This window comes from Paenibacillus sp. F024 (assembly GCF_057814255.1).
The window spans coordinates 274,504-298,108 of the sequence record NZ_JBVASZ010000001.1 but is presented as its reverse complement, the minus strand read 5'-3'; the positions used below and the strand labels follow the sequence as shown (position 1 = coordinate 298,108).

The 23,605-nt window shown below is 49.3% G+C and carries 23 protein-coding genes; all 23 read left to right on the top strand.

Annotated features, from left to right (window positions below):
- Positions 1-20 precede the first annotated feature (20 nt).
- The 23 genes from ACZYR9_RS01455 to infB all read left to right on the top strand — a co-directional run bounded on the left by ACZYR9_RS01455 (position 21) and on the right by infB (position 23,602).
- Positions 21-608, top strand: coding sequence for a chemotaxis protein CheC (locus ACZYR9_RS01455; protein WP_488977124.1), 588 nt, complete (start codon positions 21-23; stop codon positions 606-608).
- Positions 605-1,099, top strand: a complete 495-nt coding sequence (locus tag ACZYR9_RS01450) for a chemotaxis protein CheD (RefSeq protein ID WP_488976670.1) — start codon at positions 605-607, stop codon at positions 1,097-1,099. The genes ACZYR9_RS01455 and ACZYR9_RS01450 overlap by 4 nt, the downstream gene beginning before the upstream one ends.
- 3 nt (positions 1,100-1,102) lie before the next feature.
- Positions 1,103-1,519: a hypothetical protein gene (locus ACZYR9_RS01445; RefSeq protein ID WP_488976669.1), complete on the top strand. Its 417-nt coding sequence runs from the start codon at positions 1,103-1,105 to the stop codon at positions 1,517-1,519.
- Positions 1,520-1,537: 18 nt separating this feature from the next.
- Positions 1,538-2,320: a FliA/WhiG family RNA polymerase sigma factor gene (locus ACZYR9_RS01440; protein ID WP_488976668.1), complete on the top strand. Its 783-nt coding sequence runs from the start codon at positions 1,538-1,540 to the stop codon at positions 2,318-2,320.
- Between the two features lie 22 nt (positions 2,321-2,342).
- Positions 2,343-3,752 carry a flagellar assembly protein A gene (locus tag ACZYR9_RS01435; protein WP_488976667.1) on the top strand — a complete coding sequence of 470 codons (1,410 nt, stop codon included), beginning with the start codon at positions 2,343-2,345 and terminating at the stop codon, positions 3,750-3,752.
- Between the two features lie 45 nt (positions 3,753-3,797).
- Positions 3,798-4,121, top strand: coding sequence for a hypothetical protein (locus ACZYR9_RS01430; RefSeq protein WP_488976666.1), 324 nt, complete (start codon positions 3,798-3,800; stop codon positions 4,119-4,121).
- A gap of 25 nt (positions 4,122-4,146) precedes the next feature.
- Complete coding sequence (locus ACZYR9_RS01425) at positions 4,147-4,764, top strand: hypothetical protein (RefSeq protein WP_488976665.1); 618 nt, start codon at positions 4,147-4,149, stop codon at positions 4,762-4,764.
- Positions 4,757-5,248, top strand: coding sequence for a hypothetical protein (locus ACZYR9_RS01420; RefSeq protein ID WP_488976664.1), 492 nt, complete (start codon positions 4,757-4,759; stop codon positions 5,246-5,248). Before ACZYR9_RS01425 ends, ACZYR9_RS01420 begins: the two co-directional genes overlap by 8 nt.
- A 256-nt stretch (positions 5,249-5,504) precedes the next feature.
- Positions 5,505-6,203: a 30S ribosomal protein S2 gene (rpsB, locus tag ACZYR9_RS01415; RefSeq protein ID WP_488976663.1), complete on the top strand. Its 699-nt coding sequence runs from the start codon at positions 5,505-5,507 to the stop codon at positions 6,201-6,203.
- A 93-nt stretch (positions 6,204-6,296) separates the two neighbouring features.
- Positions 6,297-6,947 (top strand): translation elongation factor Ts, encoded by a 651-nt coding sequence (tsf, locus tag ACZYR9_RS01410; RefSeq protein WP_488976662.1) that lies wholly within the window; start codon positions 6,297-6,299, stop codon positions 6,945-6,947.
- 97 nt (positions 6,948-7,044) lie between these two features.
- Positions 7,045-7,770, top strand: coding sequence for a UMP kinase (gene pyrH, locus ACZYR9_RS01405; RefSeq protein ID WP_488976661.1), 726 nt, complete (start codon positions 7,045-7,047; stop codon positions 7,768-7,770).
- A 2-nt stretch (positions 7,771-7,772) separates the two neighbouring features.
- Positions 7,773-8,327, top strand: coding sequence for a ribosome recycling factor (gene frr / locus ACZYR9_RS01400; protein WP_488976660.1), 555 nt, complete (start codon positions 7,773-7,775; stop codon positions 8,325-8,327).
- A 58-nt stretch (positions 8,328-8,385) separates the two neighbouring features.
- Positions 8,386-9,153 carry an undecaprenyl pyrophosphate synthase gene (uppS, locus tag ACZYR9_RS01395; protein ID WP_488976659.1) on the top strand — a complete coding sequence of 256 codons (768 nt, stop codon included), beginning with the start codon at positions 8,386-8,388 and terminating at the stop codon, positions 9,151-9,153.
- 18 nt (positions 9,154-9,171) lie between these two features.
- Positions 9,172-9,960, top strand: a complete 789-nt coding sequence (locus ACZYR9_RS01390; RefSeq protein WP_488976658.1) for a phosphatidate cytidylyltransferase — start codon at positions 9,172-9,174, stop codon at positions 9,958-9,960.
- 18 nt (positions 9,961-9,978) lie between these two features.
- Complete coding sequence (locus tag ACZYR9_RS01385; RefSeq protein WP_488976657.1) at positions 9,979-11,121, top strand: 1-deoxy-D-xylulose-5-phosphate reductoisomerase; 1,143 nt, start codon at positions 9,979-9,981, stop codon at positions 11,119-11,121.
- A 182-nt stretch (positions 11,122-11,303) separates the two neighbouring features.
- Positions 11,304-12,563, top strand: coding sequence for an RIP metalloprotease RseP (rseP, locus tag ACZYR9_RS01380; RefSeq protein WP_488976656.1), 1,260 nt, complete (start codon positions 11,304-11,306; stop codon positions 12,561-12,563).
- A 30-nt stretch (positions 12,564-12,593) separates the two neighbouring features.
- A complete protein-coding gene (gene proS / locus ACZYR9_RS01375; RefSeq protein WP_488976655.1) occupies positions 12,594-14,054 on the top strand; it encodes a proline--tRNA ligase in 1,461 nt (486 codons plus the stop codon).
- A gap of 118 nt (positions 14,055-14,172) precedes the next feature.
- The gene (locus ACZYR9_RS01370) at positions 14,173-18,486 is read left to right on the top strand and encodes a PolC-type DNA polymerase III (RefSeq protein ID WP_488976654.1); all 4,314 of its coding nucleotides are present in this window, start codon (positions 14,173-14,175) and stop codon (positions 18,484-18,486) included.
- 159 nt (positions 18,487-18,645) lie between these two features.
- Positions 18,646-19,104 carry a ribosome maturation factor RimP gene (gene rimP / locus ACZYR9_RS01365; RefSeq protein WP_488976653.1) on the top strand — a complete coding sequence of 153 codons (459 nt, stop codon included), beginning with the start codon at positions 18,646-18,648 and terminating at the stop codon, positions 19,102-19,104.
- Between the two features lie 56 nt (positions 19,105-19,160).
- Complete coding sequence (nusA, locus tag ACZYR9_RS01360) at positions 19,161-20,258, top strand: transcription termination factor NusA (protein ID WP_488976652.1); 1,098 nt, start codon at positions 19,161-19,163, stop codon at positions 20,256-20,258.
- 43 nt (positions 20,259-20,301) lie between these two features.
- Positions 20,302-20,619, top strand: coding sequence for an RNase P modulator RnpM (rnpM, locus tag ACZYR9_RS01355; protein WP_488976651.1), 318 nt, complete (start codon positions 20,302-20,304; stop codon positions 20,617-20,619).
- A complete protein-coding gene (locus tag ACZYR9_RS01350) occupies positions 20,609-20,902 on the top strand; it encodes a YlxQ family RNA-binding protein (protein WP_488976650.1) in 294 nt (97 codons plus the stop codon). Before rnpM ends, ACZYR9_RS01350 begins: the two co-directional genes overlap by 11 nt.
- A gap of 24 nt (positions 20,903-20,926) precedes the next feature.
- Positions 20,927-23,602, top strand: coding sequence for a translation initiation factor IF-2 (infB, locus tag ACZYR9_RS01345; protein WP_488976649.1), 2,676 nt, complete (start codon positions 20,927-20,929; stop codon positions 23,600-23,602).
- The last annotated feature ends 3 nt before the right edge of the window (positions 23,603-23,605 follow it).

Sequence of the window (23,605 nt, the reverse complement as noted above, 5' to 3'; positions counted from 1 at the left end):
ACTCATTTGCGGAATTCCAGATGGATGTTCTGAAGGAAGTGGGGAACATTGGCGCGGGACATGCCGCAACGGCCTTATCCAAGCTGCTTGATAAGCCGGTCGATATGCTTGTACCCAATGTACGGCTGCTTCCGTTTGAGGAGGTCGCAGAAAGCGTTGGCGGCTCTGAAGAGGTTGTCATCGCGATCTTCCTTCGCGTGGAAGGGGAAACGCCCGGTAATCTGTTCTTCATTCTAGCTATCGATTCCGCCAAAAAGCTGCTTCGAAATTTGGTTGGAATTGAGCTTGGCGGCGATGAAGGCTACTCGGAGATGGAACTTTCGGCATTGAACGAAATCGGCAATATATTGGCGGGTTCCTATTTAACTTCACTGGCGGATTTTACAAACCTGAACATGTATCCCACCGTACCTTCACTTTCTATTGATATGGCGGGAGCGATTCTAAGCTACGGCTTGCTCCAATTCGGTCAAATGGGAGATCAAGCCCTGCTTATTGATACGAAATTTTTGGACGGTCATGACGAAATCCAGGGTCATTTTTTCCTGATCCCGGATCCGGAATCGTTCGAACGAATTTTTGTCGCTTTGGGAGTACAGACTCCATGATTCAAGACAACCTCATTAAAGTTGGGATGGCCGACCTGAATGTTGCACACATGACCGGCGTGCTGAAAACAACGGGTTTAGGTTCTTGCGTAGGCGTTACCTTATACGATGCCAAAGCGAAAGTGGCGGGCATGGCGCATGTCATGCTTCCCAGCTCGGATATTGCCAGAGAAGGGAAGCTCAATATCGCCAAATATGCGGACTCTGCCCTTCCGGAAATGATCCGTTTGATGCTGGCGCTTGGCGCGGAGATTCGACGTATGGAAGCCAAAATGGCCGGGGGGGCACAAATGTTTTCGTTCGGGACCCAATCCGATACCATGCGGATCGGTCCACGGAATGTGGAATCCTGTAAAGCAGTGCTCCAAAGCTATAGCATTCCCGTTAAGGCGGAAGATACCGGCGCTAATTATGGCAGAACGATTGAGTTTGATTGCCAAACGGGCATTCTCACCGTTCGCAGCGTACAACACGGCGTGAAGGAATTGTGAACCATGATTGGATCGATTCGATGGAATTTTTTCATAGGTGCATTGGCGTTTATTGTCACTTTTGTGCTTTCCATGTCCAATAATATTTGGCTAACAACGATCATTCGAAGCTTTTACAGTTTTGCGATACTTTTTGGTCTTATGTTTTTGTGTCGTTTTCTGCTGGGCACCTTTGCCGGACTGGATCGTTTATCTGCACAAAGCCAGGAAACAGAGGAAGTGGAAGGGAAAGGTACTGCAGTCGATGCGGTGACTCCTGATCAGGATGAGGAGCTTCGTGAGCTTTTAAAATCCGGAATCGATCCGAAAGCCGCAGAGTTGAATGACTTTTCTCCCTTGAATCCTCCAAAGCTTCGGGTTAAACAGGAGCCGAATCCTGAAGAGATGGCGCAAGCGGTTCGTCGAATGACTGATGAATAAGGGTGGTGACAATCCGTCATGATCAGCCAAAAATCCCACTTAGCCAACATGGACGTCTGGGTACAATGGAGAGAAGAAAAGAGATTGGATGCAAAAAAAACATTGATCGAAACGTACTTGCCGCTTGTGGAATACGTGTCCAGCCGTCTCTCCACCGGTCTGCCCAAAAATGTTTCCAAAGAAGATTTGTCCAGCTTCGGAGTGATGGGACTTATCGATGCCATTGAAAAATTTGATTACCAGCGTGGACTGCAATTTGAAACCTATGCTTCGTGGCGAATCCGGGGAGCCGTCATCGATGGTCTGCGACAAGGAGATTGGGTTCCCCGCTCGGTGCGAGAGAAAGCAAAAAAAGTCGAGGAAGCTTATCAGGTACTGGAACAGCGTTATCTACGCTCTGTTTCGGACCACGAGATCAGCAGCTATTTGGGAGTCAGCGAAAACGACTTTCAACAGATCGTGCAGGACATTGCCGTTTCAACCGTTTGTTCCATTGATGATCCGATTAGGGAAGAGGATGCGGAGACCAGGCTTTCATTATTAATTGATGAGAAGGCTAAAAACCCTGAATTCAAAGTGAACGAGGTATACTTGAAGGAAACGCTGGCAAAGGCGATAGAGAGACTGACGGAAAAGGAAAGAACGGTAGTTTCGCTATTTTATTATGAAGAATTGTCTTTAAGCGAGATTGCCGAAGTCATGAGTCTTTCTCCTTCAAGAATTTCCCAGCTGCATTCCAAAGCGATCCTTCGCTTAAAGGGCGCTTTAAGTCGGCACAAGAGCCAATTGTTATACGATTAACGAACGGGCAGGAGGAGAAACGATGAGCGATGCGGCGTTGCCGATCAGCTTTTATTTGGATATCACATTGTCAGACGATAAGTTGTCCGCATTTTTACAGTTTACGAACCATGAACAATCCCTTCAGGTTTCAAGGGAAGAGCTGGAGGAGTTTTTGAAATCGCATCACATCGTGTTCGGAATCGATGAGGAAAAGCTTGCTTCCATAGTAAAGGACCCTAGCGCATTTTTCTATTCGAAGACATTAATTGCTCAGGGCCACTCTCCAATTGACGGTCAGGACGGGTTTATCCACATGATGTACAACCTGGACGATCAGTCCAAAAGACCGGCAGAGCTTGGCGACGGCAAGGTGGATTTCAAAGAAGTAACGTCGATCCACAATGTACGCAAGGGACAGTTGATCGCTCAAAGGATACCTGCCAAACCTGGCACGCAGGGCAGAGCGGTTACAGGTGAGGCCTTGTTCGCTAAAGACGGCAAAGAAGCCCGGTTTAAAATAGGCAAAAACGTCGTTGTGGATCCGGAGCAAACGGCCATGTACGCAGCTATAGATGGTATGGTGACGAAAACGGATAGAGATAAAATCAACGTATTTCCTATTTTTGAAGTGAACGGGGACGTGGACTATAATATAGGCAATATTGACTTCGTCGGATCGGTTGTCATCCGCGGCGGTGTGCTTCCAGGCTTTCGGATCAAAGCATCCGGCGACATCCGGATCACCGGCAGCGTGGACGGCGCCGATCTGGAAGCGGGAGGCTCCATCGAAATTACCGCCGGCATACTCGGACATAACAAAAGTGTCGTTCGTGCGGGAGTCCGGGTGAAAAGCTCCTTTGTTCAAGACGCAACGGTGGAAGCGGGAGAAGAAGTTCTGGTCAGTCAAAGCATCATGCATTCGCAGATCCGTGCGGGCAAGCAGGTGATTTGCAAGGGGACAAAAGGTCTTATTGTCGGCGGAATGATTCAGGCGGGAGAGGGCGTCTCTGCTCGAACCATAGGAAATTCCATGTCCACGACAACGGTCATTGAGGTAGGCGTGCTCCCTGAGCTTCGCAATGAGCTGCAGCAGCTTCGTACGCACCTTAGAACCATGAGCGAGAATATGGAAAAGACGGAAAAAGCGCTGACACTGCTGGATCAGTTAGCTGCCGCCGGTCAGCTTGGACCGGATAAGGTGGCTATGCGCGTAAAACTCACTCATAATAAAAAACAGGCTGCTGAAGAGATGACTGTATCCAAAAATCGAATTTTCGAAATCGAAAAGTCGCTGGAGGACTCGGAAAGAGCCAAGGTGGAAGTCGTCTCAACGATTTACAGCGGAGCGAAAATTGTAATCGGCCGCTATACGAAATTCGTCAAGGATACATCCCAGAAGGTGAAGTTTCAATTGCTTGACGGAGATATTGCCATGCTTCCTATCGTTTAACGGCTGAACCGTTGAGGCCCCCGTTATTGAAGGAGGGTTTGTGAAATGAGCTTAAAATCCATTGAGATGCAGTTTGCTCTTCATAAGAACGATGAAGTTGGATTAAAGCAGCATCAGATGATGAACAAGCCTGTACAAGATCAGGCGTTGCTCTCGAATGATGCTGAGAAAAGTACGTTGAAAGAGCGACATGTTACTGCCAAAGCTGAGGAAACAAGCGGCTCTGCAGTGAAGGACGATGGGTCAAGGCGGCAGAGCGGCCAAGGCGGCAGCCGCAGAAACGGCAAGTCAGCCGGTCAGAGCGACGTCAAGCGTGAGCCCCGAAGAGATCATCCGTTCAAAGGACAGCATATCGATTTGTCGCTTTAACCCATGTGTGAAAAAGGTGAATGCAGTGAACCAACCTTGGATTTATATTGTGCTGGTCGGTCTCGTACTGATTGTGTATGCCAGAATCGTTCCCAGAAGCGCGGCAAACCAAGGAAGCCAATCTCACGGGGGCAGCATGCTCAGTGAAATGGAAGAAACCATGGATCATTTTGCCGCCGAACTGGACGAGCAGAACAAGGCATTAATTCAGATGTTTGCCGAAACGAAGAAGGAATTCGAGCTGCATACCGCCCAGCTTGTTTACCGCATAGAGACGCTTGAGAAGCAGGGGCTGCAGCTCCAGCAGGAGATGAGCCGCCTCGTATACGCTCAGGAGCAGCTGCAGGCGGGACCAACCGTTAAAACGCCAGGCAGTTTGGCTCACGCCGGCGATGCGAACGCTCCGAACATCCACGAACAGGATGCTGAATCCTCGAAAGAGGCAGCCCTGCATGAAATGGTCATACCGGAGCCGTCTGCCGCAACCTTCGTGACAAATATGAAAGAACGGTACAGCGAACTGTTTGAATTGCATCAGCAGGGCAAATCAACCGATTATATTGCCAAAAAGCTTGGTAAGAACAAAGGAGAAATCAACCTGATTCTTCAATTGGCCAAACAGGAGGAGCTTTCCGATGGCTAACAATAAATCGATGCTCACCGGACTCGGCGCCGGCTTGATTTTGGGTGCGGTGCTTCTTCAATTGATGAATGCGGCTCCTGCGGCCGAAATGTCCGGTCCGCCTATGGATGAAATGAACCCGGCGCAGCTGAAGGAAGCCGCATCCCAATATTTTCAGGTGTATGACAAAGACAAGAAAATATACGATCAGACGCAAGCCGACGCTTTGGTTGCGCAAAAACTGCAGGAAGCAAAGGAGAAGCAAGCGGCTGAGCCGCAGCCTGCTCCCGAGCCGGTCAAGGAAACTTACGTTTATATATCCAGCGGTTTGACTGCAGCCAATGTGGCGGATATGCTTATGGCAAGCGGTGTGATATCGGACAGAAAAGCATTCGAGGATGAGATGCGAAGCAAGCGATTAAATGATAAAATTGTTGTCGGCATTCATGTATTCAAGAGCCCGGTAGAGCTTACCGAAGTCATTACGAACCTGACGACACCATAGGATCGGAACCGGTTGAAAGGGTCCGATTTTGTCGTGTTTAAGATGAAAATCACGGGTGTTGCATACCAATGTCAGTTATGGTATAGTAATTGTCGGTGTTAAAATCCACACGCTGATTAATTCCGGCAAGGGTGCTCTGATTTCAATCGCAATGGCAGTTACATCGTTATACTGCCTGCGGATGCACGGAGTTTTGCTGAGAAGATGATATTGGCGGAGGAAGCCAAAAAAACCAATCTAGAGGAGGTGCGTGAGGATGGCAGTAATCTCCATGAAACAGCTGCTTGAAGCTGGGGTACACTTCGGTCATCAAACCCGTCGTTGGAATCCGAAAATGGATCGATACATCTTCACCGAAAGAAACGGAATTTACATCATTGACCTGCAAAAAACGGTCAAAAAAGTTGAGGAAGCTTATAACTTCGTCAAATCGGTTGCTGAAGAGAACGGTACAATCTTGTTCGTAGGCACGAAGAAGCAAGCTCAAGATTCCGTTAAGGAAGAAGCAGAGCGCTGCGGAATGTACTACATCAACCAACGTTGGTTGGGTGGTACGCTGACGAACTTCAAAACGATTGAAAACCGGATTAACCGTCTGCATGAACTGGCAAGATGGGAAGAAGACGGCACGTTCGATGTGCTTCCTAAGAAAGAAGTTATCATTCTTCGCAAGGAAAAAGATCGCCTGGAGAAATTCTTGGGCGGTATCAAGCATATGAAAGGTTTGCCGAGCGCTCTGTTTGTCATCGATCCTCGTAAAGAGCGGATCGCTGTTGCCGAAGCTCGCAAGCTGGGTATTCCGATCGTCGGTATCGTTGATACGAACTGTGATCCGGACGAAATCGACTATGTCATTCCGGGTAACGACGATGCTATCCGTGCAGTGAAATTGCTCACAGCCAAAATCGCTGATGCAGTAATCGAAGCTCACCAAGGCGAACAAACGACAGCCTAATGCATTGAATACATGAAAGGGTGGTTTGAAGGTGCAAAATCCTTTCACCGCCCTTTTTTTGGGGTTACATAATGAACTCGAGGAGGCCAAATCATGGCAGTTAATGCAGCATCAGTAAAAGAATTGCGTGAGAAAACCGGAGCAGGTATGCTCGATTGCAAAAAAGCATTGGAAGAAGCAAACGGTGATTTGACGAAAGCGGCTGAAATCCTTCGCGAGAAAGGCTTGTCGGCAGCAGCGAATAAAGCAGGCCGTATTGCAACCGAAGGCGTCGTGGAATCCTATATTCATGGCGGCGGAAGAATCGGCGTATTGGTTGAAATCAACTGCGAAACCGACTTCGTAGCTAAAACCGACTCCTTTAAAGAATTTGCTCGTGACATCGCGATGCAAATCGCTGCAGCAAGTCCGAAATACGTTCGCCGTGAAGAAGTTCCTCAAGAAGACCTGGAAAAAGAACGTGAAATTTTGAAAAACCAGGCTCTGAATGAAGGCAAGCCGGCTAACATTGTAGAAAAAATGGTGGAAGGCCGTATGAGCAAATTCTACGAAGAATTCTGCTTGATGGAGCAATCCTTCATTAAAGATCCGGATAAAAAGATCAGCGCGCTGTTGAACGAGAAAGTTGCTACCATCGGTGAGAACATCTCGATCCGCCGCTTTGTTCGTTACGAGCTCGGAGAAGGTCTTGAGAAGAAACAAGAAAACTTCGCTGAAGAAGTTATGTCGCAAGTAAAAAAATAATTCAATTAAATAAGCAAGGAAACGTGGGAACACTTGGTGTTCCTTCTTTTTTAAACAGGAGAGGGAATGCGTTCTGATTGAAACGGAGGGTTGTTGCTTGGAACATCCGATTTATAAAAGAATTGTTTTGAAACTTAGCGGTGAAGCTTTGGCCGGACAGCAGGGGTATGGCATTGATGCTGAAATGATTACATCCATTGCCCAGCAGGTGAAGGAAGTTGTGGACCTGAACGTCGAAGTTGCCATTGTTGTCGGCGGCGGAAATATTTGGCGCGGGATTGCCGGAAGTGCAAGAGGCATTGACCGTGCGACAGCAGATTATATGGGAATGCTTGCGACCGTTATGAATTCGCTGGCGCTTCAGGATGCCCTGGAGACGATCGGAGTGCCGACCCGCGTTCAATCATCGATTACGATGCAGCAGGTAGCCGAGCCTTATATTCGCCGGAGAGCGATGCGTCACTTGGAAAAAGGAAGAGTAGTGATCTTCGCGGCGGGAACAGGAAACCCATACTTCTCCACGGATACGACAGCAGCGCTCAGAGCCGCTGAAATTGAAGCGGAAGTTATACTCATGGCGAAAAATAAAGTCGACGGCGTTTATTCCGCAGACCCGTTCAAGCATGCGGACGCTGAAAAGTTCGAAACGCTCACCTACCTTGAAGTGCTCAATAAAAATTTGGGTGTAATGGATTCCACCGCATCCTCCTTATGCATGGACAACAACATTCCGTTGGTCGTTTTCTCCATTACGGAAAGCGGGAATATCAAGCGGGTGGTACTCGGTGAAAAAATCGGTACGATAGTTAAAGGGAGTGTGTAACGATGCCTCAATCGATAAAGAAAAATGCGGAAGACCGTATGGAAAAGGCGATTGGCGCGCTGAAGAAGGAGCTGGCATCGCTTCGTGCAGGCCGCGCAACGCCGGCGCTGCTTGATCGTGTACAGGTTGAGTACTATGGTGCGATGACACCGGTGAACCAGTTGGCCAATATTAACACGCCGGACTCCCGGACGCTCATGATCCAGCCATGGGACAAAAGCTCGGTGGCCGCGATTGAGAAAGCGATTCTGAAATCGGATCTTGGCCTCACGCCTTCCAATGACGGAAGCTCGATTCGTATCGTAATTCCGGCATTGACGGAAGAGCGTCGTGCAGAGCTCGTAAAAATGACAAAGAAGTTCGGCGAGGAAGCCAAAGTAGCCATCCGGAATATTCGACGCGATGCCAATGACGACATCAAGAAGCTGGAAAAGACGGGGATTTCCGAAGATGAATCCCGTCGTCATCAAGATGATATTCAGAAGTTTACGGATAAGCATATCGCTGAAGTCGATAAGGTGCTCGCAGCAAAAGAAAAAGAAATTATGGAAGTGTAATTGGTAAAGACCCCCTTATTTGAGGGGGCTTTTAGTCTTTCCTGATGGGGGATTAAGCATGATACCTTTCAAGAAATGGTTTGGAAGCAAACCGGTGGGTGAGGACGTTGCCCGTCAGCTCGATGCGGACAATATTCCAAACCATGTGGCCGTGATTATGGACGGTAACGGCCGATGGGCGCAAAAGAGAGGACTGCCGCGGGTTGCCGGACACCATTCCGGGATGAAAAATGTGAAGAGAATTACGATGGCGGCGAACAGCATTGGTGTGCAGGTGCTGACGATGTATGCCTTTTCCACGGAAAACTGGAAGCGGCCTAAAGAAGAAGTCGACTATTTAATGAAACTTCCACTTGAATTTTTCCCCAAGGAAATCGACGAATTGATAGCCAACAACGTCCAAATCCGTATGACCGGCTGGCAGGAAGGTCTCCCGGATTATACGCTAAAAGCCATTGAAGACGCGATTGAGCAGACGAAAAAGAATACAGGTCTTATTTTGAATTTTGCGCTGAACTACGGCAGTCGGAAAGAAATGCTTAGCGGCATTCGACAGCTTGTACAAGATGCGAAAGAAAACAAAATTAATCCGGATGGTATCGATGAATCGATGTTCGCAAAATATCTGCTAACCGATCCTCTCCCGGACCCTGATTTGCTGATCCGCACCAGCGGTGAGAAACGCATCAGTAATTTCATGCTGTGGCAGCTTGCCTACTCGGAGTTGTGGTTTACAGATCTTTGTTGGCCTGAGTTTACAGAGCTGCACTTCTATGAAGCGATTCAAGAATATCAGCGCAGGGCCAGAAGATACGGCGGTTTGTAGTGCTATGGAGGAATGGAATTGAAGCAGAGAATCGTCACGGGAGTCGTCGCAGGGATCGCTTTTTTTATCATGCTGTACTTGGGCGGTTATTGGTTTGCCGGACTTCTATTGATATTGTCGATGATCGGTTATGATGAGTTTCTGCGGATGACCGGACTCAAGGGGAACAAAACCATTGAATTCATTGGCTATTTAGGGGTGTTTGCTCTTACGCTTCAGTGGCATAATACCGGCGTCACGTTAAGTCAGCTGGTTTGGCTGCTTATGTTCCTTTTTATGGCCGCGACGGTCATATCCAAAAACAAAATAACGATTGATCATATAGCAATGGCCTTTATCGGCATGGTGTATATCGGTATCGGCTTTCATTATATGATTGCTACAAGGGATCTGCCCGCCAACGGTTTGTTCTGGACATTGCTTGTTTTTCTTTGCATATGGTCGACGGATTCCGGCGCCTACTTTGTTGGATCCAAGCTGGGGAAAACACCGCTTTGGCCGGCCATCAGTCCCAAAAAATCAGTGGAAGGCGCCATTGGCGGAATTGTGATTTCGATCCTTGTTGCGCTGCTTTTTGCCTGGTTTAGACCTGAGCTGATCGATTACGCACGTGCGGTTTGGATCGGACTTGTCATTGCCGTTGTCGGCCAAATGGGTGATCTCATGCAGTCTGCATATAAACGGGTCAAAGGCATCAAAGATACCGGTGCGATTCTTCCGGGTCATGGCGGCGTGTTGGACCGGACGGACAGCTGGTTAATTGTTTTTCCGTTTTTGCACCTGCTGTCATTGATTCCTTACGTATAATTAAGCCGGAGGTAAAGAATGGTTAAAAAAATCAGTATCCTGGGCTCCACGGGTTCCATTGGTACGCAAACGCTGGATGTTATTTCTCATTATCCGGAGCAGTACAAGGTGGAAGGCTTATCAGGGGGGCATAATATCAAGCTGCTGGCGGAGCAAATCCGGCACTTCCGTCCAAGCAAGGCGTCAGTAGCGACAAAGGAGCTGGCAGAGCAGTTATCACTGGAAATTCCCTCTGATGTACAGGTGTATTATGGGGAAGAGGGACTGATCGAGATCGCTGCGGGTACGGATGCCGAGTTTGTCGTTACGGCGGTTGTTGGAAGTCAAGGACTGGCACCGACGCTTGCGGCCATAGAAGCCGGGAAACAAATCGGTTTGGCCAATAAAGAAACCCTGGTCAGCGCGGGTCATTTGGTAACCGATCTTGCCAATCGGCGGGGGGTTCGTCTGCTGCCGATTGATAGTGAGCATTCGGCTATTTTCCAGTGCCTGCAAGGCGAACGCCAGGATCAAATACATACGATTACATTGACTGCTTCCGGAGGAAGCTTCCGCGACCGTACCCGCGACGAACTGAAGAACGTTACGGTAGAGGATGCGCTGAAGCATCCGAATTGGGCGATGGGTGCAAAGATTACGATCGATTCGGCAACCATGGTCAACAAAGGCTTGGAAGTGATAGAGGCCCATTGGCTGTTTGATTTGTCTTATGATCAGATTGAAGTGCTTATCCATCCGGAGAGCATCATTCATTCCTTTGTAGAGTTTGAAGATTACAGCGTCATTGCTCAGATGGGGCTTCCCGATATGCGAGTGCCGATTCAATACGCTCTGACGTATCCGAACCGGGTGAAAACACCGGTTGAAAGGCTGCGTCTGGCCGATATCGGAAAGCTGCATTTTCGTGAGATGGACTTCTCGCGGTACCCGTGTCTGCGCATGGCTTATGAAAGCGGCAGAATCGGCGGCTCCATGCCGACGGTATATAACGCGGCCAATGAGGTAGCGGTGGACCGGTTCTTAAAAAGGGAGATTGCCTTTTTGGACATCGAGCATGTCATTGAACAAGTGATGACCCGGCACGAGCCGGTTGCGTTTCCCGATTTAACTGCGATCTTTGAAATCGACCGATGGGCAAGGCTGACCGCGCGTAGCGTGTAAGCCCAAGCATCATGGGAGCTTAAAGCAGCAAGCATCTTTCCGGTAAACCGATCATAGGTTCATATCACGGGGCGGCTGGCTTGTATTCCTTTCATCATTAATGTTAATCTTAAGATAAGGAAAAACGCCCTTCCCTGACTATTTTGATGTGAACATTCGTGCTTAAGGAGGCCGTAAAAGCATTGGCGACGCTGCAGAATATATTTCAAATTGTACTTTTGTTTTTTGTTCTCGTATCGATTCATGAATGGGGACATTTTTATTTTGCTAAACGCGCAGGCATCTTGGTTAGAGAGTTTGCGATAGGGTTCGGACCGAAGCTGCTGTCCTTTAAACGGGATGAAACCCGTTATACCTTGCGTCTTCTTCCGATCGGCGGTTTTGTAAGAATGGCCGGAGAAGATCCGGAAATCGTACAGATTAACCCGGGGCAGCGCATTGCTGTAAAGCTGGCTAATGATCAAGTCACTCACATTTATTTGAACGACTTTGACAGTCGTACAGGCAGCTTGGAAGGTGTGGTTGAGCAGATCGATTTGGAGAAAAAGCTGTTCATTCGTCTAGACGTTGACGGCGAAATCCTGCGGTTGCCCGTTCATCCCCAAGCCATGATGGTCAGCAAAGACAAAGAAACGCAAATTGCTCCTTGGGACCGTCAATTTGGAAGCAAGACGGTCGGCCAGAGAGCTCTATCGATATTTGCCGGGCCTATGATGAACTTTATCCTGGCATTCGTTCTTTTCGTAGCGGTGGTTTTTATTGCCGGCGTGCCGGATAAAGTCAAAATTGCCGATACGGTACCGGGTTCCGCCGCTCAGCAAGCAGGGCTTCAAGCAGGAGATTTGATTTTAAACGTCAACGGAGTAAATATCGGAGCGGATCGCAACAAGCTGACGTCACTCATTCAAGGCTCTGTGAATCAACCCATGGTTTGGACGATTGAACGTAATGGGGAGAACATCCAAAAGCAGGTGATACCGGCAATGGATAAGGACGGTGTCATACGCGTTGGCGTATCGCTTATTGCCGAGACAAGACCGGCTAGCGTAATGGAAGGACTGAAGAGCGGCTGGAATAGTCTTTCCTCTGCTACCATGCTTATTTTAGATGGCTTCGGGAAGCTGGCAACGCTGCAGTTCAAGATGGACGATCTGGGAGGTCCTGTCCGGATTGTTGAATTTACAAGTGAGCAGGCCAGCGCAGGATGGGCGCAGTATATTTCTTGGACCGCAATCATGAGTCTGTATTTGGGGCTGTTCAATCTCCTGCCGATTCCGGCTTTGGACGGAAGCCGTCTTGTCTTTTTGGGACTTGAGGCGGTGCGCGGCAAACCGGTTGATCCAAGCCGTGAGAGCATGGTTCATTTTGTCGGCTTCGCCATGCTGATGCTGCTTATGATAGCCGTAACCTATAACGATATTTTACGTTTGATCAACGGATAACGAATTGCCTTCTGTAGGGGGAAAATCATAATGACGTCGAATTCAAAACAGGAAAAACAATTTGTAAAGGAAATTACGCCGCAAAGCGAAGATTTCTCGCGCTGGTACATTGATACAATCAAAAAAGCGGATCTAATGAGCTATTCTCCGGTGCGCGGCTGTATCGTGTTTAAACCGGACGGCTATGAGATATGGGAGAATATCCAGAGAGAACTGGATGCCAGGTTTAAAGAAACCGGACACCGCAACGCCTATTTTCCGATGTTTATCCCTGAAAGCTTTTTTCAGAAGGAGAAAGAACACGTTGAAGGGTTCAATCCCGAGCTTCCTTGGGTAACTGAAGCGGGAGGGGAGAAGCTGGAAGAACGATTGGCTATTCGCCCGACCTCCGAAACGATGATAGGGCATATGTATTCCGAGTGGATCAACTCTTACCGGGATCTGCCGCTGCTCATCAACCAGTGGGCAAACGTTGTCCGGTGGGAAAAGCGTACCCAACCGTTCCTGCGTACGAGTGAATTCCTCTGGCAGGAAGGTCATACGGCGCATGAGGATGAGGCGGATGCCCGTAAAGAAACGATGCAGATGCTGGAAATTTACCGTGATTTTGCGGAAAATTTTCTTGCGATTCCTGTCATCATGGGACAAAAAACACCGTCTGAGAAATTCGCCGGAGCTGTCGATACATATTCTATCGAAGCTATGATGAAGGACGGAAAAGCGGTACAGGCCGGCACCTCTCATTATTTGGGTACGAATTTTGCCGTAGCTTTCGACATCAAATATTTGGATCGGGAGAACCAGCATCAATTCTGCCACACAACCTCGTGGGGCGTGAGCACACGGCTGATCGGCGCCTTGATCATGGTTCATGGCGATGACCGCGGGCTTGCTATGCCGCCGAAAGTGGCTCCGACGCAGGTCGTAATGATTCCGATCGGACCGCCTAAAACCCGGGATCAGGTGGTGGGCCGTGTCAATGAGCTTTATGATCAGTTGAAGAAGGCCGGCGTGCGTGTAAAAGTGGATGACCGTCAAGATCAAAGTCCGGGTTGGAAATTCAATGAATATGAAATGCGGGGTATTCCGGTTCGCGTCGAGCTTGGACCGCGCGATATGGAAAATGGTCAAGTGGTATTGGTATCCCGGATTACCGGTGAGAAGCGTATGGTATCCCAAGACCAATTTGTAGAAGAAGTACAAAAGCTATTGACGGAGACGCAGCAGGAAATGTATGATCGAGCCAAGCGCTTCCGGGATGAAAATATGACGGAGGCGGACTCGATGGATGAGCTGAAGTCGTTCCTCGAACAGAAACGGGGCTTCGCTCTTTCCGGCTGGTGCGGTTCCGAGGCTTGTGAAGCGCATGTGAAGGAAGAGACCGGCGCCACGAGCCGCAATATCCCTTTTGAGCCCGGTACGACCAAAACCAAATGCCTCGTCTGCGGTTCGGACGCCAAGCATACCGTTTTGTTCGGACGAGCTTACTAAAATATGAAGACACCAAACATGAGGGGTTTGTCCATACAAGCCCCTTATTTTTTGGTTATATGACAAGAATAGTTCTTCATCGAACAGGCTTCGGTCAGAAGTTACAGAGGAGGTCAAGATGAGCAGCAGCAGTGCGGCGCAAAAGCGCGACAGGTTTGAGATGCTGATGCATCAGGCGGGCGTTCCGACGGATGTCGTTCAGTCTTTTTTTTCGGACGGGTACATTGATAAGGTAGAGACGAGTCGCAAAAATAAGGAATGGGTCTTCTTTATCGTTAAAAGGCAAGTCGTGCCCTCTGACATTTACCGTTCCTTCTGCAAGATGATACGCGATAAGTTTTCACATATCGCCGCGATTCGATTCGTGCTTCAGTACACCGCCGATGTGAAGCCCGAAGCGGTGGCGCACGAGTATTGGGGTATGTTTATCGAGTGGGTGCAAAGAGAAGCGGCATCCATCAACGGGTGGATGACCAAAGCGCATATTGAAGTTAAGGAAAATGTGCTGACGCTTCATCTGCTGGATTCCATCGGGCTTGAGCTTGCGAAGAAGAAAAATATCGGCGGTTTGATTCAAAGCTATTTCAGTAATTTTTTCGGCGTTGAATTTCATGTGAAGTATGCCGTGAGCGGATCACGGGAGCAAGAGATGAAAAAATTTGCAAAGCAGATTGCGCAGGAAGAAAAAGAGGTCACAAGCTTTATCATGACGGCGGTAGAAGCGGAGAACGAGGCGGCTTCGCAGTCGGATGAAGAAATCAAGCTGATGGTTGGCTATGATATCAAGGAACCGGCTGTACCGCTGCAAGAGGTGCAGGACGAGGAGAAGAAAATTACGGTGCAGGGAACTGTTTTCGGCATGGACGTCAAGGAGTTGAAAAACGGAAGCACCTTATATATGTTTAACGTCACGGATTATACCGATTCCATTATGGTTAAGGCGTTCGCCAAAACGAAGGAAGACGTTAAAATCTATAACCTCATTACCAACGGCAAATGGTTGAAGCTGCGCGGGCGGGTCGAGTACGACCGTTTCATGCAAATCCCCGAGCTGGTTATGATTCCATCGGATATTAATGAAGTCGTAGCGCCGCCGGACCGTAAGGATAATGCGGAGGAGAAGCGCGTTGAGTTTCATTTGCATACGTCGATGAGCACGATGGACGGCATTACGCCTGTGGATCAATATATTAAAACGGCGGCCAAGTGGGGGCATAAAGCGATCGCCGTGACGGATCACAGCGGGGTTCAAAGCTTCCCTGAAGCCTATAAAGCTTCAAAGAAGCACGGCATTAAAGTCATATACGGACTTGAGGCCAATGTGATTGACGATTCGGTTCAAGTGGTCATGAATGCGACCGACATCTCGCTTGCCGAGGCAGAGTACGTTATTTTTGACATCGAGACGACCGGGTTGTCCGTAACCAGCAACAAAATTATTGAAATCGCCGGCGTCAAAATGAAAGAAGGCAAGGAGATTGACCGTTTTGCTACGTTCATCGATCCTCATGAGCGGATACCATATAACATTCAGCAGCTGACCAACATCACCGATGATATGGTAAAGGGTGCCCCGGAGCTCGAAGAGATGCTTCCCAAGTTTATCGAGTTTGTAGGGGACAGTATTCTGGTGGCACACAACGCCAGGTTTGATATCGGATTTATTCAGGCCAATGGCAAGCGGCTTGGCTTGCAAGAAGTGAAAAATCCGGTGCTGGATACGCTGGAGCTGTCGCGTCTATTGTTCCCGACACTCAAAAACCACCGGCTCAATACGTTGGCGGATAAGTTCAAGGTGAGCTTGGACAATCACCACCGGGCGATCGACGATTCGATTGCGCTCGGGTTCGTACTGTTTCATCTATTGAAGGAAGCGGCGGACAGGGGATATACGCAGCTGGATCGCCTTAACGATCAGGTCGGCAAGAATCTGGCTACACAGCGGCCGTTTCACTGCTGTATTTATGCCAAGGACATGACAGGCAAAAAGAATTTGTTCACGCTAGTATCCTTATCCCATACGGAATACTTTCACCGGGTGGCCTGCATTCCCAAAAGCAAGCTTCAGGAAATGCGCGAAGGGCTTATTATTGCTTCCGGGTGCGAAAAAGGCGAGTTTTTTGAGACCGTGCTCAACAAATCCTTGGAGGAAGCGGAGAATGTTGCTGCGTTCTATGATGTGTTGGAAATTCAACCGACCGGCATCAATATGCATTTGGTGGAAAAAGGTCTGGTGGGAAGTCCTGCGCAGCTGGAGGATGCGAACCGCAAAATTATCGGGATCGGGCGCAAACTCGGCAAGCCGGTCATTGCCACAGGTAATGTGCATTACCTGCATCCGCGCGAAAAAATTTCACGTGATATTACGATTCACGGAATTACGGGCTTTAGTCCGCTGAAAGATATCCGTAAGCCGGACGTTCATTTCCGGACAACCAAAGAAATGTTGGAAGAATTCGAATACTTGGGCAAAGATATAGCCTACGAGGTTGTAGTCAAGAACACCTCCGAGCTTGCCGATCAGTTCGAGGAGCTGGAGCTTTTCCCGACAAAGCTGTTCACACCGATTATCGAGGGAGCGGATGATGAAATCCGCAACACCTGTTACGAAACCGCGCGGCAGATTTACGGGGAGCCGATTCCGGAAGTGGTGACGGCGCGGCTGGAGAAGGAATTGGTGCCGATCATTAAGTACGGCTTTTCGGCAAACTATTTGATCTCCGAACGGCTGGTAAAAAAATCGAACCAGGACGGCTATCTCGTCGGCTCCCGGGGATCTGTCGGCTCTTCCGTCGTTGCTACGTTTCTGGGCATATCCGAGGTTAACCCTCTGCCCCCTCATTATGTATGCAAATCGTGCCAACACAGCGAATGGATACTCGACGGATCGGTTCCAAGCGGCTTCGACCTTCCGGATAAAGACTGCCCGAAGTGCGGCGAGAAGCTGAAAGGCGAAGGCCAAGACATTCCGTTTGAAACGTTCCTAGGCTTTAAAGGGGATAAGGTTCCCGATATCGATCTTAACTTTTCCGGTGAATATCAGCCGCATGCTCATAACTATACGAAGGTGCTGTTTGGCGAGAAGAGCGTATTCCGAGCCGGGACGATCGGTACGGTAGCGGAAAAGACGGCATACGGCTTTGTCAAAAAATATGAAGAAGAGAAAGGTCAAAAGTGGCGTGGCGCGGAGCTGAACCGACTGGCTATGGGCTGTACCGGGGTTAAGCGAAGCACAGGACAGCATCCCGGGGGTATCGTTGTCGTTCCGGATTATATTGATGTGAATGATATTACCCCTGTTCAATACCCGGCCGACGACACCAGTGCGGAATGGAAGACAACGCATTTCGATTATCACGCGTTTGATGCCAATTTGCTCAAGCTTGATATACTGGGACACGATGATCCGACCATGATGCGGATGCTGCAGGATTTGACGGGAGTGGATCCGACAACCATTCCGATGAACGATCCGAAGGTGATGAGTATGTTCAACTCCGTAGAAGCGCTTGGCGTGACGCCGGAGAAGATCCGTACACCGGTTGCGACGTACGGCGTTCCGGAGATGGGGACGAAATTTGTTCGTCAGATGCTGGAAGAGGCGAAACCGAGCAGCTTCGCGGATCTGCTGCAAATTTCAGGATTGTCCCACGGAACCGGAGTGTGGCTCGGCAATGCGCAAGAGCTGATCAAAAAAGGCATATGTACAATCAAAACCGTGATTGGCTGCCGTGACGATATTATGCTGTACTTGATTTATAAAGCGGGGATGGATGCGGGACTCGCGTTTAAAATTACCGAGAGCGTGCGTAAGGGTAAAGGGCTTACCGATGAGTGGAAGGAAGACATGAAGAAGCATAATGTCCCGCAATGGTACATCGACTCCTGCGAGAAGATCGAGTACATGTTTCCTAAGGCGCATGCCTCAGCTTACGTTATTTCCGCCGTGCGTACCGCTTACTTTAAGCTGTACCATCCGATCGCTTACTACGCGACCTATTTCTCTGTCCGGGCGACGGACTTTGAGATTGACCTCCTCTGCCAGGGCTATGACGCTATTCTTCGCAGGCTGATCGAGATTGAGGAAAAGGGTTTTCAAGCTCTGCCGAAAGAAAAAAATATGATTTCTATTCTCGAGATGGCATTGGAAATGACTGCGCGCGGATTCACGTTCAAGAGCATTGACCTGTACAAATCGGACGCTACGAAGTTTCTGATCGACGGCGATTCGCTCATTCCTCCGTTCTCCGCGATCGCAGGGATCGGAGAAAACGCGGCCAAAAATATTGCGGCTGCCAAAAACGATGGGCCGTTCCTGTCCATCGAGGATTTCCAGACGCGCAGCAAAGCGTCGAAAACCATTGTTGAAATTCTGGCCGGCATGGGATGTTTCCGCGGTTTGCCGGAAACAAACCAGCTTTCGCTGTTTTAAACGGACGGGGTTGCCATTTTCATTATGATTGCAAAATGAACGGAACTTATGGTATAATCTTCTACGGTAACAATGTTATATCTCGTAACCAGAGAGTGGGGAAACCCACTCTTTACATTTTGTATAAGGCATTCATGCGACTGAATAGGAGGAAACAGGTTGAGCACACATATCAAATCCACAGTGGAAGAGCTGGTCCAGCCCTTTTTGGACGAGAACGGATTTGAGTTGGTCGACATTGAGTACGTTAAAGAGGGCGCCAACTGGTTTTTGCGCGTTTATGTCGATAAAGAAGGCGGCATTGACATTGATGACTGCGGGCGCATCAGTGAATATTTGAGTGCAAAGCTGGACGAAAAGGACCCGATCCCAACTGCCTATTTCCTTGAGGTTTCGTCTCCGGGAGCGGAGCGCCCTTTAAAGAAAACACAAGATTATTACAAAGCGGTAGGGGAGCATGTCTTCATTACCACCTATGAGCCGATTGACGGGTTAAAAGAATTCGAGGGTAAGCTGATTTCGTTTGACGAGCAAACGGTTGTAGTTGAGATCGGCAAGAAGCAGCATGTGATTCCTTTTGCGAAGGTGGCAAGCGCACGTCTTGCCATTGTGTTCTGATGAAGCTTTGCTTTTAGTCAGGTTTCGCATTATACGAGAGGGGGAACTCCATTCAAATGAACATGGATTTTATTGAAGCATTAAATGAAATTGAAAGAGAAAAGGGCATTGCCAAGGAAGTGCTCATCGATGCCATCGAGGCGGCCTTGATTTCCAGTTATAAGCGAAACTTCAATACAGCCCAGAACGTTCGTGTCGATATCAACCGCCACACCGGGCTTATTAAAGTTTATGCACGCAAGACCGTAGTAGACGAAGTGCTTGATCCCCGTCTGGAGATTTCGCTTCATGCCGCCCGGGAAATGAACCAAAACTATCAATTGAATGATATTGTAGAAATTGAAGTGACACCGCGCGACTTCGGACGTATCGCGGCGCAGACTGCCAAGCAGGTTGTTACGCAGCGGATTCGCGAAGCGGAACGAGGTTTGATCTATAACGCATATGTGGACAAGGAAGAAGATATCGTTAACGGGATCGTACAGCGTCAGGATCAGCGTAATCTGTACATTGATCTTGGCAAGATCGAGGCGGTTATGCCGCTTACCGAGCTGATGCCTACGGATAAATTCAAGCAAGGCGATCGGGTTAAAGCATACATCACAAAAGTGGAAAATACGACCAAAGGTCCGCAAATTGTCCTCTCACGTACCCATCCAGGGCTGCTTAAACGCTTGTTCGAGCTGGAGGTTCCGGAAATTTTCGATGGTGTCGTAGAGATCCGTTCGGTAGCCAGGGAAGCCGGGTTCCGCTCCAAGATCGCCGTGTATTCCCGCAATGATGAGGTGGATCCGGTCGGCTCCTGCGTAGGCCCCAAGGGCATGCGGGTACAAACGATCGTCAGCGAGCTCAAAGGTGAGAAAATCGATATTGTCCGCTGGATGGAGAATGTGGAAGAATATGTGGCCAATGCCCTCAGTCCTTCCAAGGTTCTGGAAGTACAGGTGTTCGAAAGCGAAAAAATGGCTCGAGTGATTGTTCCGGATTATCAGCTATCCCTTGCGATCGGAATTAAGGGACAGAATGCGCGGCTTGCCGCCAAGCTGACCGGTTGGAAGATCGATATCAAGAGCGAAACGCAAGCGGAACAGGAGTACGGACGTCCTAAATCGGAATCTGAAGAAATGCATCAGGATTCGGTCAGCATCGATTAAAACGGGCGGGGCGGTTGATTATCCATACGGGAGGGATGAAACGATGAAGCAGCGAAAAACACCTCTGCGCAAATGCGTTGCCTGCCAGCAAATGATGTCGAAAAAAGAACTCATCCGTGTGGTAAAGACTCCCGACGGCGAGCTTCATATCGATCTGACGGGAAAGCGGGCGGGCCGCGGAGCTTATTTATGCGGAAAGCAGTCCTGCTTTAGGCTGGCCAAAAAATCGCGTGCATTGGACCGAGCATTGAAGTCTCCGGTCCATCCGGATATTTACGATACCTTGGAACAGGATTTCATTCAGGCGGAAGACGAGTTTATTGCCATGAAAGATGCGGTGGGCGATGAACATGAAGAATGATAAATTTTTTTCTAATTTAGGTCTGGCCATGAGGGCGGGAAAGCTGGTCACCGGAGAAGACATGGTCATTGAGGCGGTACGAAGCGGCCAGGCGAAGCTGGTGATCATTGCCGAAGACGCATCCGAAGGCACCTTCAAAAAAATTAACGATAAATGTAGTTATTATGGAGTTCCTATTCATCAGTACGGCCGTCGGGATCAGCTTGGGGCAAGCATCGGTAAGGAAACGCGGGTCGTTATTGCGGTAACGGACGCGGGATTTGCGCGCATGTTGAAGCAGTAGGAGAACGCACGGAGGTGGACTGTATTGACTAAACAAGACAATAATAAAGATAAAGTTAGAGTGTATGAGTATGCAAAATCACTGAACATGAGCAGTAAAGAGATTATCACGATTTTAAAACGACTGGGCAAGCCGGTTAACAATCATATGAGCGTAATGGAGAATGATGCGGTGGAAAGTGTAGAGAAGTTTTTCAAAGATGTTAAAGCGAATGCGGCAGCAAAAAGAAACGACGGAGCAGCGGCCGTCGCCAAATCGGCCGATAAACCGGTCGACAAACCGGCGGGACGCCAAGAACCTAAGCAGCAGACGGTAGCGGTTCAGCCTAAACCGGAGCAAAGACAGCCGGCAGCGCAGGTTCAATCGGCGGCGCCTAGACCAAGCGGCGGACCTTCTACTGGCAGACCACAGGGCCAGGGAGGCGGACAATCCGGCAGACCGCAGGGCGACAACAGACAAGGGCAAGGTCAGAATCGTCAAGGCGGTCAAGGAGGCGGACGTCCTCAAGGGGAGCGCCGCGGTCCGGGAGGCTCGGGTCAAGGCCAGGGAGGCGGTTTTAACCGAGGAGGCCAAGGCTCATCGGGCGGCGGCAGCCAAGGAGGACGAGGTCCCGGACAGCGGCCGCAAGCTCAAGGCCAGCAAGGCGGAGGCCAACAGGGTCAAAGAGGAGATGCCCGCAGAGGCGGATTTGACCAGCGCAGCGGCGGCAACCGTCCTGCAGCTTCCGGACCATCCAGGCCGGTTGGCAATGCGGCTCATGTTGAAGTGGACGATAATAATGCAGCAAACAATAGAGGCGCAGGAAAACAGAAAGCAAAACCGGGTCAAAGACGTTTTGATGATTTTAAATCCGGCGGCGGCAGAGGGCCTCAAAACCGCGGTAACCAAAGGTTCCAAGGCAAAGGCGGCAAAAATCCGTCTGAGCCTCCAAAGCCGAAAATCGACAATACGCCTAAGAAAATTATCGTTCGCGGAACGATGACGGTAGGTGAGCTGGCTAAGGCACTTCACAAGGACGCTTCCGAGGTAATCAAGAAGCTGCTGTTCTTGGGTGTCATGGCTACAATCAACCAAGAACTCGATTTGGATGCAATCCAATTGCTGGCTTCCGATTATGGTGTGGAGGTTGAACTGAAAATTCCGGTTGAGGAAGATAAGTTCGAGCAGTTCGAGGAGAATGACGACGAGGCTGATTTGCTGGAGCGTCCGCCGGTTGTAACGATCATGGGTCACGTTGACCATGGTAAAACGACACTGCTGGATGCGATCCGCAAGACGAATGTTACGGAAGGCGAAGCCGGAGGCATTACACAGCATATCGGTGCGTATCAAGTGGAAACTCACGGCAAAAAAATCACGTTCTTGGATACTCCCGGTCACGCAGCGTTCACATCAATGCGTGCTCGCGGTGCTCAAGTGACGGATATTACGATCATTGTTGTAGCAGCGGATGACGGCGTTATGCCGCAAACGATTGAGGCGATCAGCCACGCCAAAGCGGCTAACGTACCGATTATCGTTGCGGTTAACAAAATCGATAAACCGGATGCTAACGCAGACCGCATCAAGCAGGAGCTGACGGAATACGAACTGGTGCCGGAAGAGTGGGGCGGAGATACAATCTTCTGCAACATTTCCGCTAAACAGCGCATTGGTCTTGAAAACCTGCTCGACATGATTTTGCTGGTCTCCGAAGTACAGGAATTTAAAGCCAACCCGAATAAACGGGCAAGAGGTACGGTCATCGAAGCCGAGCTGGATAAGGGTAAAGGGCCGGTTGCACGCGTCCTGATCCAGCACGGTACGCTTAAGGTAGGCGACAGCTTCGTTGCCGGCGTTTGCTTCGGCCGCGTGCGTGCGATGGTAAATGACAAAGGCCGGAAGCTCAAAGAAGCAGGACCTTCCACACCGGTTGAGATTACAGGTTTAACCGAGGTTCCGCAGGCTGGAGATCCGTTCCTCGCATTTGAAGACGAACGTAAAGCAAGAGCCATTGCTGAGAAGCGCGCGGTGACATTGCGTCAATCTGAGATGGGGGCCAATGCCCGCGTAACGCTGGACGATCTGTACAAACAGATCAAGGAAGGCGAGATTAAGGATCTCAACGTCATTATTAAGGCTGACGTACAAGGTTCTGCCGAAGCTCTCAAAGGCTCGCTCGAAAAAATCGATGTCGAAGGCGCACGGGTTAAAATTATTCACAGCGGCGTAGGTGCCGTGACGGAATCCGATGTTATTTTGGCTTCGGCTTCCAATGCGATTGTTATCGGATTTAACGTCCGTCCTGAGCCGCAGGCGAAGAATACGGCGGATCAGGAGAAAGTCGATATTCGTTTGCACAGCATCATCTACAAAGTGATGGAAGAGATTGAGCAGGCCATGAAAGGGCTTCTTGATCCGGAATATAAAGAAGTCGTTATCGGTCATGCGGAAGTGCGCAATATCTTTAAAGTGTCCAAAGTCGGCGTGATTGCCGGTTGTATGGTGACTGATGGCAAAATCACGCGCAACGCCGAAGTACGCCTGGTTCGTGGCGGCATCGTGGTTTACGAAGGAAAGATCGATTCCCTCAAGCGGTTCAAGGACGACGCCAAAGAGGTCGCTCAAGGTTACGAATGTGGTATATCTCTGGACAAATACAATGATATTAAAGAAGGAGACACCATTGAAGCCTTCGTAATGGAAACTGTAGAGAGGTGATCC